Below are 14,332 nucleotides of genomic sequence, written 5' to 3'. Positions count from 1 at the left end.
CCTCGTTGGACTCGGCGCCGAGTGTCGAGGCGTTGCACGGGTATCGGATGCACTCGCGGCCCGTACGGGTATGCCGTACGGGCCGCGCGCGTGAGATATGTTCGGCTACTTCAGCATCGACCCGCAGTCGACGGGCAGCGTCACACCGGTGAGGTAGCGGGCCTCGTCGGAGGACAGGTACAGCACCGCGTTGCTGATATCGATCGGATCCACCCACGGCACCGGCAGGGTGTGGAACATCTGGCAGATCGGCGCCATATCGTCGGCGGTCGGGTTCTCCAGATCGGGGCGGAACATCGCGAAGGTCTTCTCGTTCATGATCATCGCGGTGCTCACGTGCGTCGGATGCACCGAGTTGACGCGGATCATATGCTGGCCGAGTTCCACCGCGAAGGCCCGCATCAGGCCCACGACACCGTGTTTGGCGGAGACGTAGTGGCCGGTCTGCGGGTAGGCCTTGAGCCCGCCCACCGAGCTGGTGAGCACGATCGACCCGCCGCGACCGCCCTCGAGGATATGCGGGACACCGGCCTTCACCGATTTCCAGACGCCACTGAGGTTGACGTCGATCATGTCCTGCCAGACCGTTTCGTCGGTCTCGGCCAACGTATCGCCGCCGCTGGCGATACCGGCGTTGGCGACGATGATGTCGAGCCGGCCCAGTTTCCCGACGGCCTCGGCCAGCGAGGCCTTCAGCGCGTCGGAGTCCCGGACGTCGACTTCGGCCGTGACGACCTTGCGGCCGGTGGCCTTGACCAGTTCCTCGGTCTCGGCGAGATCGTCGGGGGTGGCCAGCGGGATCTCCACCGTATCGATCGGCTTGCAGATATCGATGGCGATGATGTCGGCGCCCTCTTCGGCCAGCCGCACCGCATGGCTGCGGCCCTGGCCGCGCGCCGCACCGGTGATGAAGGCGACCTTGCCTTCGACCCGTCCGGTCATGTCTACCTCTTTCCTCGGTCCGGCCGGGCCGGCCGGATCGTGTTATTGCTTCGGGTATTGCGAGATCTGGATCGTCAGCGCTTGGGCGTATAGGTGATGTGCAGGTCGGTCAGACCGCGCAGGATGAAGGTCGGCTCGAAGTTGAAGATCGGGTCGTCCAGGGAACCGTGCTTCTCCGGATCGACCCGGATATCGAGCATCCGGTCGAGGATCCGCTCCAGGGAGACCCGGCCCTCGACGCGGGCCAGCGGGCTGCCCGGGCAGGTGTGCACACCACGGCCGAAGGCCATGTGCTCCCGGAAGTTCGGCCGGTCCAGGTCGAATTCGTGCGGATTCTCGAAACGCCGCGGGTCCCGGTTGGCCGCACCCGGGCAGACCATCACCAGCGATCCCGCGTCCAGCGGAACCTCGCCGATCTCCACCGGCTTCTTAGCCAGCCGGAAACCGCTCTTCACCGGCGCCTGCATCCGCAGGGTCTCCTCGATGAACACCGGGATACGGCTGCGATCGGCGCGCAGCGCGTCCTGCAGGTCCGGGCGGGTGACCAGGAACTGCATGGAGCTGCCCAGCAGTTTGGCGGTGGTCTCCTGGCCGGCGCCGAAGAGGAAGGTCGCGGTGCGCACGACGTCGATGACCTCGGGCGTGGAGCCGTCGGGGTATTTCGCCTGGGCCAGCGAGGTGAGGACATCGTCCTGCGGGTTCTTGCGCCGGTCCGAGATGAGCTTGCTGAACAGGTTGTCCAGCCATTCCAGGGGATTGACCGGCACGATCTCCTTGTCGATCGAACCCACGGTCGGCCCGCCGGCCAGGTTGATGCGCAGTTCCTCGTGATACTCCTCCGGCACGCCCAGCAGGTCGGCGATCACCAGCAGGGTGAACACCTTGGCGTAGGCGCCGAGGAATTCGCATTTCCCGTCGTCGATGAACTCGTCGAGCTGTTTGTCGGCGAGCTTCCACATGAACTCCTCGTTCTCCTTCAACCGGGAGGGTACGAGCAGTTTGTTCAGCAGCGAACGGGCCGCGGTGTGATCCGGCGGGTCCATGGTGACCATATGCTCGTGCATCGGTAGCTGTTCACGGTGCGCGGCGATCTGGCCGGTGATGTCTTCACCCTCCGGGGTGAACGGCAGCGGGGGAAACGGCCCGCCGACGGCGATGCAGGAGGAGAAGGTGTCGGAGTCGCGCAGAACTTCGATGGCCTCCTCGTACCCGGTGACCGCCCAGACCCCGTAGTTGGGCTCCTGCGTCACCGGGCATTTCGCGCGCAGATGGTCGTAGTAGGGATGCGGGTCGGGTACCAGCGCGGGGTCGGTGAAGTAGTCGACCGTATCGAAATCGGTCACGGGAACCTCCTGATATCAACAGAATCGTGTTGCCAACCGTGGATCACCGGTTGATACGGCTCGTATGCCCCGCTGCCCGCACGGGGATATGCGCTGTTGCCCGCTCGGGCAGTCGCCGCCGTAGGTCGTTGTCGACGCGCACTGCCGCTCCGGAACTTCCACAGCCGCCTCCTCGCGCCGGCGCACACTCCATCCGAGGCCACGGCCGTATCGCGGGACCGATCCGGGCCGCCCCTTGCTGAGCGACCGCTCAGATGTGATGCTGAGCACATGCTTAGCATGGGCGGCGGGAGCGCGTCAACAGCCGGCGCCGCCGGGATACGATCCCGAGTGCTCCCATGACCGGCGTAGCTGCGCGGACATTGTCGAAATTCCGAAGGAGGCCGGAACATGTCATCCCCCCGTCGGCTCGGTGCGCCCGACGCCAAGAATCGCGGTGTCCTCATGGACGCCGCGGAACGGCTGATGATGGAACAGGGCTGGGCGGCCGTGACCTCGCGCCGGGTCGCCGAATACGCCGGTCTCAAACCGCAATTGGTGCACTACTACTTCCGGTCCATGGACGAGCTGTTCCTGGACATGTTCCGCCGCCGCGCCGACCAGGGCCTGGAAGCCCTGGCGCAGGTACTGAAATCCGATCGGCCCCTGCACGCGCTGTGGGAGTTCAGCACCGATACCACGGCGGCCCGGTTCACCATGGAGTTCGTCGGGCTGGCCAATCACAAACCGGCGATCCGGGCGGAGGTGGTCCGCTACTCCGAGCAGTTCCGTGCCGCCCAGACCGAGGCCCTGGCCCGGCTGCTCGAGGGCTATGGCGTGGATACCGGCCGCTTCCCCGCCGATGTGCTCTCGGTGCTGATGACCAGCGCGGCCCGGATGGTCGTCCTGGAAGAGGCCCTCGGGATGACGGCGGGCCACGCCGAGACGTTCGCGTTCGCCGAACGCGAGATCGGCTTCCTGGAGAACGGCGCGTAAGCGGCTCATTCGCGGCTCATCTTGCCCGGTTCAGCACGCGGTCGGCGGCCGCCCAGTGCGCGTCGTCGACCCAGAGTTCGGCGAAGGCCGCGACCGCCTCGGGCGGGCTCGCCCCGTCGACGACCCGCTTGATCGAACCGGCGGCGGGCGTGGCCAGGGCCCGGGCCAGCGCCCGCCACCCCGCGTCGAATTCCGCCCGCGGCAGCACCCGGTCCAGCAGGCCGGCCCGCTCGGCGGCCGCGGCGGTCAGGATCTCCCCGGTTCCCGCGAGCAGTAACGCCCGGCTGCGCCCGACCAGCCGGGACAACCGTTCCGCGCCACCCCACGCCGGCATGATCGCCAGCGACACCTGATTGAAACCGATCTTGATGTCGTCGGCGGCGATCCGGATATCCGCCGCCACCGCCACCTCGGCGCCACCCCCGAGCGCGTGCCCGTTGAGCGCGGCGAGCACCGGCCCCGGAAAACTCGCGATCTTGTCGCATACCCCGCGCATCCGGTTGGCCATTCCCGACGCCTGCTCCACGGTCCGCAGCGCGGCCAGTTCCTTGAGGTCGCCACCGGAGACGAATGCCTTGTCCCCCGCGCCGGTGATCACCAGCGCCCGCGCGCCCGCCGCCCCGTCGATCGCCTTGTCGAGCTCATCCATCGTGTCCAGGGCGATGGCGTTGCGGGCGTGCGGCCGGTTGATGGTGACGACCGCCAGACCGTCGGTCACTTCGAGCTCGATCACAACTTGTTCTCCTCGACGGAAATATGATTCTCTTACATAGAGAACCATATACTTTCCCGCCGGTCTCCGGCGGTGGGATCGGGAGTTCCATATGCCGCAGCAAGGGCGCACTGGCGACGGCTCCGACGGGCCACGCTCCGCCACCCCCACCGGGCCAGAGTCGCCCGTACCGGATCCGCCGCGTACGGGCGATGCCCCATCACCGGCCGGCTCGGCCGGTCCCGGCGCGACCGCGCGGGTCATCCCCCCGGAGCTGGCCGCCCGCTATCGCGACGCGGGGTGGTGGTCGGACGAAACCCTCGGCGAACTGCTCGCCCGCGGCCTGGCCGCGGCCCCCGAGGCGGCCTTCCGGGTACATTCCCGGATCCGGCCGTGGTCGGGCACCTTCGCCGAGGTGGAACGAATCGCGCGCCGGCTGGCCGCCGGATTGCGCCGCCGCGGTGTCGGACCGGGCGATCTCGTCGCGTTCCAGCTGCCGAACTGGATGGAAGCCGCCGCGACCTACTGGGCCGCGTCACTGCTGGGCACGACAGTCGTCCCGGTCGCGCATTTCTACGGACGCAAGGAACTCGGCTACATCCTGGGCGCGGTGACACCGAAGGTGTTCATCACCTGCGAACGGTTCGGTCACAACGAGTTCGACCCGGGCATCCGCGAGTCGGTACCGGTGGTCGGGGTGGTCGGCCGGGATTTCGACGAGCTGCTCGAACCCGAGCCGATGACCGGGCTCCTGCGCACCGATCCGGACGCACCGGCCTGTATCGCCTTCACCTCCGGCACCACCCGCGCGCCGAAGGGTGTCGTGCACAGCCACAACACCCTGGGCTACGAGGTGCGTCAGCTGGCCGGAATGTATCCGCCCGACCGCGGTGACCAGCTGACCGCCGCGCCGGTGGGACATTTCATCGGCATGCTCAACGCCCTGCTCATCCCGGTTCTCGACGGCGCCCCGATCCACCTGCTCGACATCTGGGATCCCGGCCGGGTGCTCGAACTCATGGAATCCGAGAACATCTGCGTCGGCGGCGGCGTGAGCTATTTCATGACGAGCCTGCTCGACCACCCCGGCTACCGGCCGGCCCACCTGGCGCAACTGCGCTACGCCGGCCTCGGCGGAGCGGCCGTCCCGGCGGCCGTGAGCACCCGGCTCGAAAAGCTCGGTATCACCGTGTTCCGCTCCTACGGCAGCACCGAGCACCCGTCGATCACCGGATCACTGGCCACCGACGCGGCGGGCAAACGGCTGTTCACCGACGGTAATGCCCTGCCGGGTGTGGAGTTCCGGCTGAGCGAGGACGGCGAGATCATCAGCCGGGGACCCGACCTCTGCCTGGGCTATACCGATCCCGAACTCACCGCCCGCACCTTCGACGAACAGGGCTGGTATCACACCGGCGATATCGGCGTGGTGGACGACGACGGCTACCTGACCATCACCGACCGCAAATCCGACATCATCATCCGCGGCGGGGAGAACGTGAGCGCCCTCGAGGTCGAGGAGGTACTGCTCGCGCTACCCGGGGTGGCCGAGGCGGTGGCGGTGGCCGTCCCCGATACCCGTCTGGGCGAACGGACCGCCGCGGTGGTCCGCTGCCTGCCCGACCTGCCCGAACCCGATATCGACACCCTGCGCGCGCATTTCGCGCAGGCCGGACTGGCCAAGCAGAAATGGCCCGAAGAACTCCATATCGTCACCGACTTCCCGCGTACCCCCAGCGGAAAGATCCAGAAATTCGTCATCCGGCGCGAGCTGGCCGCGGCGCGCAACGAGGCCGTTGCGACCGAACCCTGATGAGAATACGATTCTCATAAATAGCCAAGGAGGATTCCATGAGCAAGATCGAGCTGCCGTACCAGCTCTTCGACGCGGACAACCATCTCTACGAGACCAAGGAAGCGCTGACCCGGCATCTGCCCGAGAAGTACAAGGGCGCCATCCAGTACGTCGAGATCAACGGCCGCACCAAGATCGCGGTACTCGGCCAGATCAGCGAGTACATCCCCAACCCCACCTTCGAGGTCGTCGCGCGCCCCGGCGCGATGGAGGATTACTTCAAGAACGGCAATCCCGAAGGCAAGAGCCGGCGCGAGATCTTCGGTAAGTCGATGAAGGCGATCGACGCCTTCCGCAATCCGGAGGCCCGGCTGCAGGTCATGGACGACCTGCAGTTGCAGCGCGCCCTGATGTTCCCCACCCTGGCCAGCCTGGTGGAAGAGCGGATGCGCCACCATCCCGAACTGATCCACGCGGTGATCGAATCGCTGAACCGCTGGATGCTCGACGACTGGGGCCAGGACGGCAGCTTCGTGCACTCCGGCCGGATCTTCACCGTGCCGGTGATCACCCTGCCGATCGTGGAGCGCGCGATCGACGAGCTGAACTGGGCCGTAGTCGAACACGGCGCCAAGGCGATCCTGGTACGCCCGGCCCCGGTCCCCGGCTACAAGGGCATGCGTTCGTTCGCGATGCCGGAGTTCGACCCGTTCTGGAAGCGCGTTCAGGAACTGGATGTGCTGGTGACCATGCACTCCTCGGACAGCGGTTACTCGCGCTTCGACGCCGAATGGGACGGCAGCGATACGGAGATGCTGCCGTTCCAGACCAACACCTTCGCCATGACCAACCAGTGGCGCCCGGTCACCGACGCCGTCGCTTCCTGGGTCTGCCACGGCGCGCTGAACCGTTTCCCGGATCTGAAGATCGCCGTGATCGAGAACGGTTCGGCCTGGCTCGAGCCCCTGTTGCAGCAGCTCTCGGATGTCTACAAGAAGGCCCCGGAGGGCTTCGGCTTCCGCGATCCCATCGAGGCCATCAAGCAGAGCCTCTACGTCAGCCCGTTCTGGGAAGAGGATCTGGAACGCCTGTCGCAGGTCATGGGCGAGGACCATGTGCTGTTCGGCTCCGACTGGCCACATCCGGAGGGTCTGGCCGAACCCGCCCGCTATATCAACGAAATCAAGGATATGCCGCAGGCGAAGCAGGCCAAGATCATGGGCGGCAACCTGGCACGGCTGCTCAAGGTATGAGTTGACGGACCATCCCATGAGTGATTGGCAGACCATCCCGCAGCTGGCGCTGTCGGCGGCCGACCGCTTCGGTGACGCCGAAGCGGTCGTCGACGGCGAACTGCGGTGGAGCTTCGCCGAACTCGGGGACCGGGTGCGCCGGGCCGCCGGAGCGTTCGCCGAGGCCGGTATCGGCAAGGGCGATCGCGCGGCGGTCTGGGCGCCCAACTCGGCGAATTGGATCGTCGCCGCCCTGGGCCTGATGACCGCGGGCGGCACCCTGGTCCCGGTGAACACCCGGTTCAAAGCGGACGAGGCCGCCGATGTGATCCGTCGCAGCGGCGCCAAGGCCCTCCTGGTGCAGAAGGGCTTCCTGGGCGGCGACTATCCGGCGCCGCCCGGAGTGCCGGTCTACGACCTCGGATCCGATTTCCTCACCTCCGGTGCGCCTTTCGAACGTGAGGTCGCGGGCACCGATATCGCCGACATCATCTACACCTCGGGCACCACCGGGCGCCCCAAGGGCGTGATGATGAACCATCTGCAGACACTGCGGCTGTACGCGGAATGGTGCGATCTGGCCGATCTGCGCCGGGGCGACCGATATCTGATGGTCAACCCGTTCTTCCACACGTTCGGATTGAAGGCCGGTATCGTGTCCTCGCTGATCCGGGGGGCCACGATGCTGCCGGTTCCGGTGTTCGACGTCGACAAGGTGCTCGAACTGGTGGAGACCGAACGGGTCACCATGCTGCCGGGCCCCCCGACGCTCTACCACTCCCTGCTGGAATACCGTGGCGCGCGCGATATCTCCTCGCTACGCGCGGCGGTGACCGGGGCCGCCGATATCCCGGTCGATCTCATCCGGCGCATCCGGGAGGATCTGCCCTTCCGGTCGATCATGACCGGGTACGGGCTCACCGAGGCCGGTACCGCCACCGCCTCGCGGCCCGGAGACACCTTCGAACAGATCGCGACCACGGCGGGCAGCGCCTGCGACGGTATCGAACTACGGATCGCCGGCGACGGCGAGGTACTGATCCGCGGTTACAGCGTGATGCAGGGCTATCTCGACGATCCGGAGGCCACCGCGGCGGCCGTGGACGCCGAGGGCTGGCTGCATACCGGCGATCTCGGCAGCCTCGACGAGGGCGGGCGGCTCAAGGTGATCGGGCGCAAGAAGGATATGTACATCGTGGGCGGATTCAACGCCTACCCCGCGGAGATCGAAGGATTCCTGCTGGAGCATCCGGCGGTCGCCCAGGCCGCGGTGATCGGGGTTCCGGACGAACGCCTCGGCCAGGTGGGCAAGGCCTTCGTGGTGAAACGCGGCGAGCTGACCGAGGCCGAACTCCTCGCCTGGAGCAAGGACCGAATGGCCGGCTACAAGGTGCCGCGGTCGGTGGCGTTCCTGGACGAACTGCCGCTCAACGCCACCGGCAAAGTGATGAAAGACCAGCTGCGCTGACCGGTGGATATCCGGCGGCCGTTCGCGCGGCCGCCGGAGTCCGGTGCGCATCACCTGCACACGCGCGGGCTCGTTCTGCCCGCTCCCCTACTCTCTCGTCCCCGATTCGGCTTACACCGTCCCGGCCGGATCTCGACCCGGGCACCCGCCACGGTGTATCGTCGAACACAAAAGAGAGTCTGATTCTCATAATTAGAGATTTTCGATCTCCTGGTCCGGGCCGAGCCCGGCGTCGACCTTGAACAGCGAGGAGTCCGGTGAATATCGACGACATGATTCTGGTGAGCATCGACGACCACGTGGTCGAACCGCAAAACATGTTCGACAACCACGCGCCGAAGAAATACGCCGAGTACGTGCCCAAGGTCGTGGTCGACGACAACGGGATCGATCGCTGGATCTACCGGGACCGGCCGACCGGCGTCACCGGCCTCAACGCCGTCGTCTCCTGGCCGCCCGAGGAATGGGGTTACGACCCCGCCGGTTACGCCGAGATGCGGCCCGCCGTCTACGACATCCACGATCGGGTGCGCGATATGGACGCCAACGGTGTCTTCGCCTCCATGTGCTTTCCCACGTTCACCGGGTTCAGCGCCGGACATCTGAGCCGCGGCGGTATGGACGAGATCACCGTCGCGATGATCTCCGCCTACAACGACTGGCATATCGAGGAATGGGCGGGCGCCTATCCGGGCCGGTTCATCCCGCTGGCGATCCTGCCGATGTGGGATCCGTTACTCGCTGTCGCCGAGATCGAACGGGTCGCCGCCAAGGGCTGCCATTCGGTCACGATGCCGGAACTGCCGCATATCGACGGCCTGCCCAGCTACCACGATATCGACTACTGGGGCCCGGTCTTCCAGGCGCTCAGCGATAACGACACCGTGATGAACCTGCACATCGGACAGGGATTCGGCGTGCTCAAACTGGCGCCCGACGCGCCCATCGACAACCTCATGGTCCTGGCCCCCAGCATTTCGCTGATCGGCACCCAGGATCTGCTGTGGGGACCGGCCATGCGCATGTTCCCGAAACTGAAGATCGCTCTGTCCGAGGGCGGCGTCGGCTGGATTCCGTTCTTCCTGGACCGCTCCGACCGGCACTACACCAACCAGCGCTGGCTGCGCCGGGATTTCGGCGGCAAAATGCCCAGCGAGGTCTTCCGTGAGCACGTGCTCGCCTGCTATGTCACCGATCCGACCTCGCTGAAATTGCGGCACGAGATCGGTATCGACAACATCGCCTGGGAATGCGACTACCCGCATTCGGATTCGCTGTGGCCGGGCGCGCCGGAATTCGTCCTGAACGAACTCGAGCAGGCGGGCGCCGACGATTCCGATATCGAGAAGATCACCTGGCAGAACGCCTGCCGCCATCTGAGCTGGGATCCGTTCGAGCATATTCCCCGCGAACAGGCGACCGTCGGCGCGCTACGCGCCCGGGCCCAGGACGTGGACCTGTCCACCACCACCCGCGCGGAGTACGCCGAGCGGTTCGCGGCCAAACACGCGAGCTGATCCGCCCGGGCGGGTCGGTGGGATTACACCCGGCCCGCCGCCGCGGTCACTCGCTACGCGCGCGGTGCACCCCGGCGCGGCACCGCGCTAACGCGACTCGGTGAGCGCGAGCAGTTCGGCGCGCGCAAGCGGAAGATCGGCCTGCGTGAGGTAGGGGGTCGAGATGGCCATGGCGAGGCCCTCGGCGGCGGCTCGGATCGCCAGCACCCGCGGCCACGGCAGTCCGTCGGCGGCGAAGGCCGCATCCCATTTCGCGCTGTCCTGTTCGTAGAGTGCGACGACCTCGTCGGCGTAGCCGAGTGTGCCGATGAGGCCGGTCGGATTGAAGATATGGGTGAGGTATTCGCTGCCACCGGTCAACGCGCGCACATAGCCGCGGGTGAACTTGCCCGGCCGGTTCTCCGACAGGTCGATATGGACGCGGACCTCTTCCCACATCCGGGCGATTCCGTGTTCGAAGACACCGAGGATCAGCGCGGGCCGGCTCGGGAAGTGGTGCATGAGACCACCTTTGGTGACTCCTGCGGCCGCGGCGATATCGGCCAGGCTCACCTTCGATCCGCGATCGTGCAGTAGGCGCTCGGCAGCGTCCAGGATCGCCCGGCGGGTGCGTTCCTTGTCGCGAGTGGCGATGGGTTCAGTGCGCGGCATACGTACCTGCCTCCGAATCACGAGGTGAGGGAATAACCCGCCATGCCACCACAGCGCTGATCGCGAGGATCACCGCCGCGACGACGGAGGTGTACTGCACGGCCACGACGAAAGCGGACCGGGCGTGGTCCACCACGACCGGATCGGCCGAGCCCACCGCCGAGGACAGTGAGCTCTGCGCGAGCGCGTTGTCGGCGGGATCGGTGCCGGCGGGCAGGTCGAGATGGGCCCGGTAGATCGCCACCTGCAACGATCCCAGCACGGCGATACCGAGGGCCCCGCCGAGTTCATAGGCTGTTTCGGCGATCGAGGACGCCGCGCCCGCGCGTTCGGTGGGCACCGCGGAGACCACGGCATCGGTCGACAACGTCATCGCGACGCCGACGCCCAGTCCCAGCAGCGCGGCGGCGACGCCGAGGCCCCAATAGCCCGGCAAGGAGGTGGCGAATCCGAGCGCCGCGATGCCGAGCGCACCCACCGCCAGGCCCAGCCCGATCGCGCGCCCGCGGCCCAGCTTCGCCGCGAGCACCCCGACGAAGACGATGACGAGCATCGACGCGAGGGTCGAGGGCAGTTCGGCCAGACCGGCCTGCAGCGGCCCGTACTCCCGCACGAGCTGCAGGTACTGGGAGAAGAAGTACAGCAGGCCCAGGAACGCGGCGATGGCCAGTCCGTTGGCGGCGACCGAACCGGCGAAGGCGGGCCGCCGGAACAGCGCGAGGTCCAGCAGCGGGTGGGTCAACAGCCGCTGCCGCCGCAAGAAGGCCCAGCCTGCCGCGAGACCGACGGCGGCGGCGAGCGGAACACTTCCGTCGAATCCACTACCGACCCAGTGTTTGACGGCGTAGACGACGGGGACGATGGCGACGATCGACAGTAGCGACGACAGCATGTCGACCGGTGCGGTGGCGTCCCCACGCGATTCGGTCAGCAGGATCGGTCCGGCGATCAGCACCAGCACCATGACCGGGACGTTGATCAGCAATACCGACCCCCACCAGAAATTCTCCAGCAGCACGCCACCGACCAGCGGGCCCACCGCGGCGCCCGCGGTCGCGCCCATCGACCAGATCGCGATCGCGGTGGTGCGCTGCCGCGCGTCGGCGAACATCGCCCGGATCAGCGACAGCGTCGACGGCATCAGGGTCGCGCCCGCGACACCCAGCAGCGCCCGCGCCGCGATCAGGGTTTCGGCGTTCGGCGCGAACGCCGCGAGTGCCGATGCGGCACCGAAGGCGGTAGCACCGATGAGCAACAGCCGTTTGCGGCCGATACGGTCGGCGAGATTGCCCATGGTGATCAGCAGACCCGCCAGCGCGAACGAGTAGATATCGCCTATCCACAGCAGCTGGGTGGCGTTCGGCTCGAGGTCGGCCGCCAGTGACGGCACCGCCAGATACAACACCGTGTTGTCGATGGCGATCAGCGATACCACGAGCACCAGCACGGCCAGTGCCGACCATTCGCGCCGACCGGCGCGCGGCGGCGCCGATATGCCCATTTCGCTCATACCGCCACACTAACATTCCATATGGACTGTAAAACCATCCACCTGGATTCTCGGTGCCGCGGCGACGGCCGTCACACCGGCCCCGCCACGTTTCGGTGCATCGCGGATTCAGTCGAAGGGAGATCCGTCGACGGCGCAGCGGGTGCCCTCCGGAGGCAGCGATCCGGTGAACAGATAGTCCCGCTTCACCCGTTCGGTGCACGTGCTCGGGACGTACATACTGCTGTGCCCGGCCCCTTCGGTCACCACCACCCGCGCCTCGGCCAGCTGGCCGGCGCCCGATTCCGCGCCGGCCAGCGGGGTCGCCGGATCGAACCTGCTGTTGAGCACCAGGATCGGTGCCGCGGTCCGCCGGTTCCACGGCCCGGTGTATCGATCGTCGTCGTGACCCTGCCAGAACGCGCAGGCCATACTGCTGAAAACGGCCACCCGCCCGAAATAGGGCACCCGCCGATCCTCCGATACCGCGGCGCGACTGTAGTTTCCGGTATCGGCCGGCACCACACTGTCGGAACACTGAATCGCGTGGTAGGCCTCGGTACGGTTGCCCGAATAGGACGAACCGGCGGCGGGTAGCGGTCCCGGGATCGTGGTGCCCGCGTCGAACAGCTGTTGCAGCAGGGCCGCCAGCTCCGGATATCCGGACGGCTGCGCAAGACCGGCGGCCGCGTTGACGATCGCCGAATAGGTCCACTCCTGGCCGCCGACCCGGATGGGTGCGAGCCGTGCCCGCTCGGCGAGCGTCGTGAATTTCAGCTTCGGATCACCGGCGGAGAACGCGCACCGCGGCCCCGCCGCGACGCAGTCGCGCACGAAGGCATCGAAGGTGGCGGCGAGGGAGTCGGCGACATTCTGCCTGGTATCCAGCGGCAGAGCCGTCCCCTGCGCGGCGTGGCCGGTCATATTGCCCTCGAAGTCCAGCGAACCGTCCAGCACCATCGCCCGCACCCGGCCGGGGAACATATTCGCGTAGTCGGCGCCGAGTTGCGTGCCGTAGGAGATGCCGTGAAAGCTGAGTTTCTCGTCGCCGACCGCGCGGCGCAGCAGTTCCAGATCCCGGGCGCTGTTACCGGTCGACGCGTGGTGCAGGATCGGCCCGGCCTGTTGCGCACAGCGCTCGGCGAACCGGCGCGACCAGTCGTAGAAGGGCGCCTCCTCCGCGGCCGTGGCGGGCATCGCCGGGGCGGAGGCGAGGAAGGCGAGTTGTTCGTCGGCGCTCGGGAAGCAGCGCGCCGGCGCGCTCCGGGCCACCGAGCGGGGATCCCAGGACACCACATCGAACCGGGCCCGCAGTTCCTCGGAGAACAACCACGGCCAGCCGGCCCGTTCCCGCAGCCGGTCCACGCCGGAAGCGCCCGGCCCCCCGAAGTTCACGAACAATGTGCCGATGCGGCGAGCGGGCTCCCGCGCCGGGAGTTTGATCACCGCCAGGCCGATCCGGTCGCCCTGCGGCCGGTGATAGTCCAGCGGCACCTCGGCCGTGGCGCACTGGAAACCGTCCGCGCAATCCGACCACTCCAGCGCCGGCGTGGCGGCGCCTTCGGCCAGTAGATCGAGATAGGGGTCGGTCCCGTCGTCCGCCGACGCCGGGCCCGGGATGCCGAGCACGCCGGCCGTAACCGCGACCACCAGCAACGCGCGCCGCATCCGGTCGAATCCGCTGGGCCCGAATCGAATTACCAAAACAGAGCCCCTCCGTGCACCGCTACGACGAACCAGACGATCTTGTCACACGTGCGGCACCGATCCCTGTGCGGAGGATGGACCGGCCGATGGGTTATCGCGATCTCACAGCACCGCTGGTTCCGCGCTGTGCGGGATCACGTAGCCCACCGGACGTCGGCGCGCCCATCGTCCCCGGTGCTCGCTCAGGCCCGCGCCCCCGCGGTGAGCCGCCAGCCGGCCGCGCGGCTGCGTTCGGACCAGAACGCGGCATAGCGTCCGTCGGCCGCGAGCAGTTCGTCGTGGGTTCCGCGCTCCACGATCGCGCCGCCGTCCAGGAAGAGGATCTGGTCGGCGTGCCGGATCGTCGGCAGCCGGTGGGCCACCACCAGGACCGTTTTGCCCTGGGTGAGTTCACGGATACCGCGGACGACCGCGGCCTCGTTCTGCGGGTCGAGGGCGCTGGTGGCCTCGTCGAGCAGGACCACGGGGGCGTTCTTGAGCAGGGCGCGGGCGATCGAGATC

General features: G+C 67.4%; 11 protein-coding genes and 1 pseudogene. 5 read left to right on the top strand and 7 right to left on the bottom strand.

Features of this window, described 5'->3' with window-relative positions; all coding sequences use genetic code 11:
- Nucleotides 1-105: 105 nt before the first annotated feature.
- Both ACWDU1_RS17790 and ACWDU1_RS17785 read right to left on the bottom strand, forming a co-directional pair.
- Entirely contained in the window at nucleotides 106-942 is an 837-nt protein-coding gene (locus ACWDU1_RS17790; protein WP_357420925.1) for a mycofactocin-coupled SDR family oxidoreductase, read from the bottom strand.
- A gap of 74 nt (nucleotides 943-1,016) precedes the next feature.
- Nucleotides 1,017-2,285 (bottom strand): cytochrome P450, encoded by a 1,269-nt coding sequence (locus ACWDU1_RS17785; RefSeq protein WP_449999738.1) that lies wholly within the window; start codon nucleotides 2,283-2,285, stop codon nucleotides 1,017-1,019.
- 390 nt (nucleotides 2,286-2,675) lie between these two features.
- Here ACWDU1_RS17785 and ACWDU1_RS17780 point away from each other — a divergent pair, with 390 nt between their 5' ends.
- A complete protein-coding gene (locus ACWDU1_RS17780; RefSeq protein ID WP_449999737.1) occupies nucleotides 2,676-3,260 on the top strand; it encodes a TetR/AcrR family transcriptional regulator in 585 nt (194 codons plus the stop codon).
- Between the two features lie 16 nt (nucleotides 3,261-3,276).
- On the opposite strand, the gene ACWDU1_RS17775 is transcribed toward ACWDU1_RS17780, so the two are convergent.
- Nucleotides 3,277-4,041, bottom strand: coding sequence for an enoyl-CoA hydratase/isomerase family protein (locus tag ACWDU1_RS17775; RefSeq protein WP_449999735.1), 765 nt, complete (start codon nucleotides 4,039-4,041; stop codon nucleotides 3,277-3,279).
- 43 nt (nucleotides 4,042-4,084) lie between these two features.
- Here ACWDU1_RS17775 and ACWDU1_RS17770 point away from each other — a divergent pair, with 43 nt between their 5' ends.
- The 4 genes from ACWDU1_RS17770 to ACWDU1_RS17755 all read left to right on the top strand — a co-directional run bounded on the left by ACWDU1_RS17770 (nucleotide 4,085) and on the right by ACWDU1_RS17755 (nucleotide 9,984).
- A complete protein-coding gene (locus ACWDU1_RS17770) occupies nucleotides 4,085-5,785 on the top strand; it encodes an AMP-binding protein (protein ID WP_449999734.1) in 1,701 nt (566 codons plus the stop codon).
- A gap of 38 nt (nucleotides 5,786-5,823) precedes the next feature.
- Nucleotides 5,824-7,020 (top strand): amidohydrolase family protein, encoded by a 1,197-nt coding sequence (locus ACWDU1_RS17765; protein ID WP_449999732.1) that lies wholly within the window; start codon nucleotides 5,824-5,826, stop codon nucleotides 7,018-7,020.
- Nucleotides 7,021-7,036: 16 nt separating this feature from the next.
- On the top strand, nucleotides 7,037-8,467 hold the full coding sequence (locus ACWDU1_RS17760; protein ID WP_449999731.1) for a FadD3 family acyl-CoA ligase: 1,431 nt from the start codon (nucleotides 7,037-7,039) through the stop codon (nucleotides 8,465-8,467).
- A 257-nt stretch (nucleotides 8,468-8,724) separates the two neighbouring features.
- Nucleotides 8,725-9,984, top strand: a complete 1,260-nt coding sequence (locus ACWDU1_RS17755; protein ID WP_449999729.1) for an amidohydrolase family protein — start codon at nucleotides 8,725-8,727, stop codon at nucleotides 9,982-9,984.
- Nucleotides 9,985-10,071: 87 nt separating this feature from the next.
- Here ACWDU1_RS17755 and ACWDU1_RS17750 read toward each other — a convergent pair whose 3' ends face one another.
- From ACWDU1_RS17750 to ACWDU1_RS17735, 4 genes and pseudogenes are all read right to left on the bottom strand, one after another.
- On the bottom strand, nucleotides 10,072-10,635 hold the full coding sequence (locus tag ACWDU1_RS17750; RefSeq protein ID WP_449999727.1) for a TetR/AcrR family transcriptional regulator: 564 nt from the start codon (nucleotides 10,633-10,635) through the stop codon (nucleotides 10,072-10,074).
- Nucleotides 10,622-12,145: an MFS transporter gene (locus ACWDU1_RS17745; RefSeq protein ID WP_449999726.1), complete on the bottom strand. Its 1,524-nt coding sequence runs from the start codon at nucleotides 12,143-12,145 to the stop codon at nucleotides 10,622-10,624. Before ACWDU1_RS17745 ends, ACWDU1_RS17750 begins: the two co-directional genes overlap by 14 nt.
- A gap of 108 nt (nucleotides 12,146-12,253) precedes the next feature.
- A complete protein-coding gene (locus ACWDU1_RS17740) occupies nucleotides 12,254-13,828 on the bottom strand; it encodes an alpha/beta hydrolase (RefSeq protein WP_449999725.1) in 1,575 nt (524 codons plus the stop codon).
- Nucleotides 13,829-14,013: 185 nt separating this feature from the next.
- Nucleotides 14,014-14,332: pseudogene (locus ACWDU1_RS17735) on the bottom strand (ABC transporter ATP-binding protein); the annotation flags it as partial.

The sequence above is a fragment of the Nocardia sp. NPDC003345 genome, assembly GCF_053589395.1.
The sequence above is the reverse complement of the archived record's forward strand: the minus strand, read 5'-3'. Positions and strand labels throughout refer to the sequence as shown.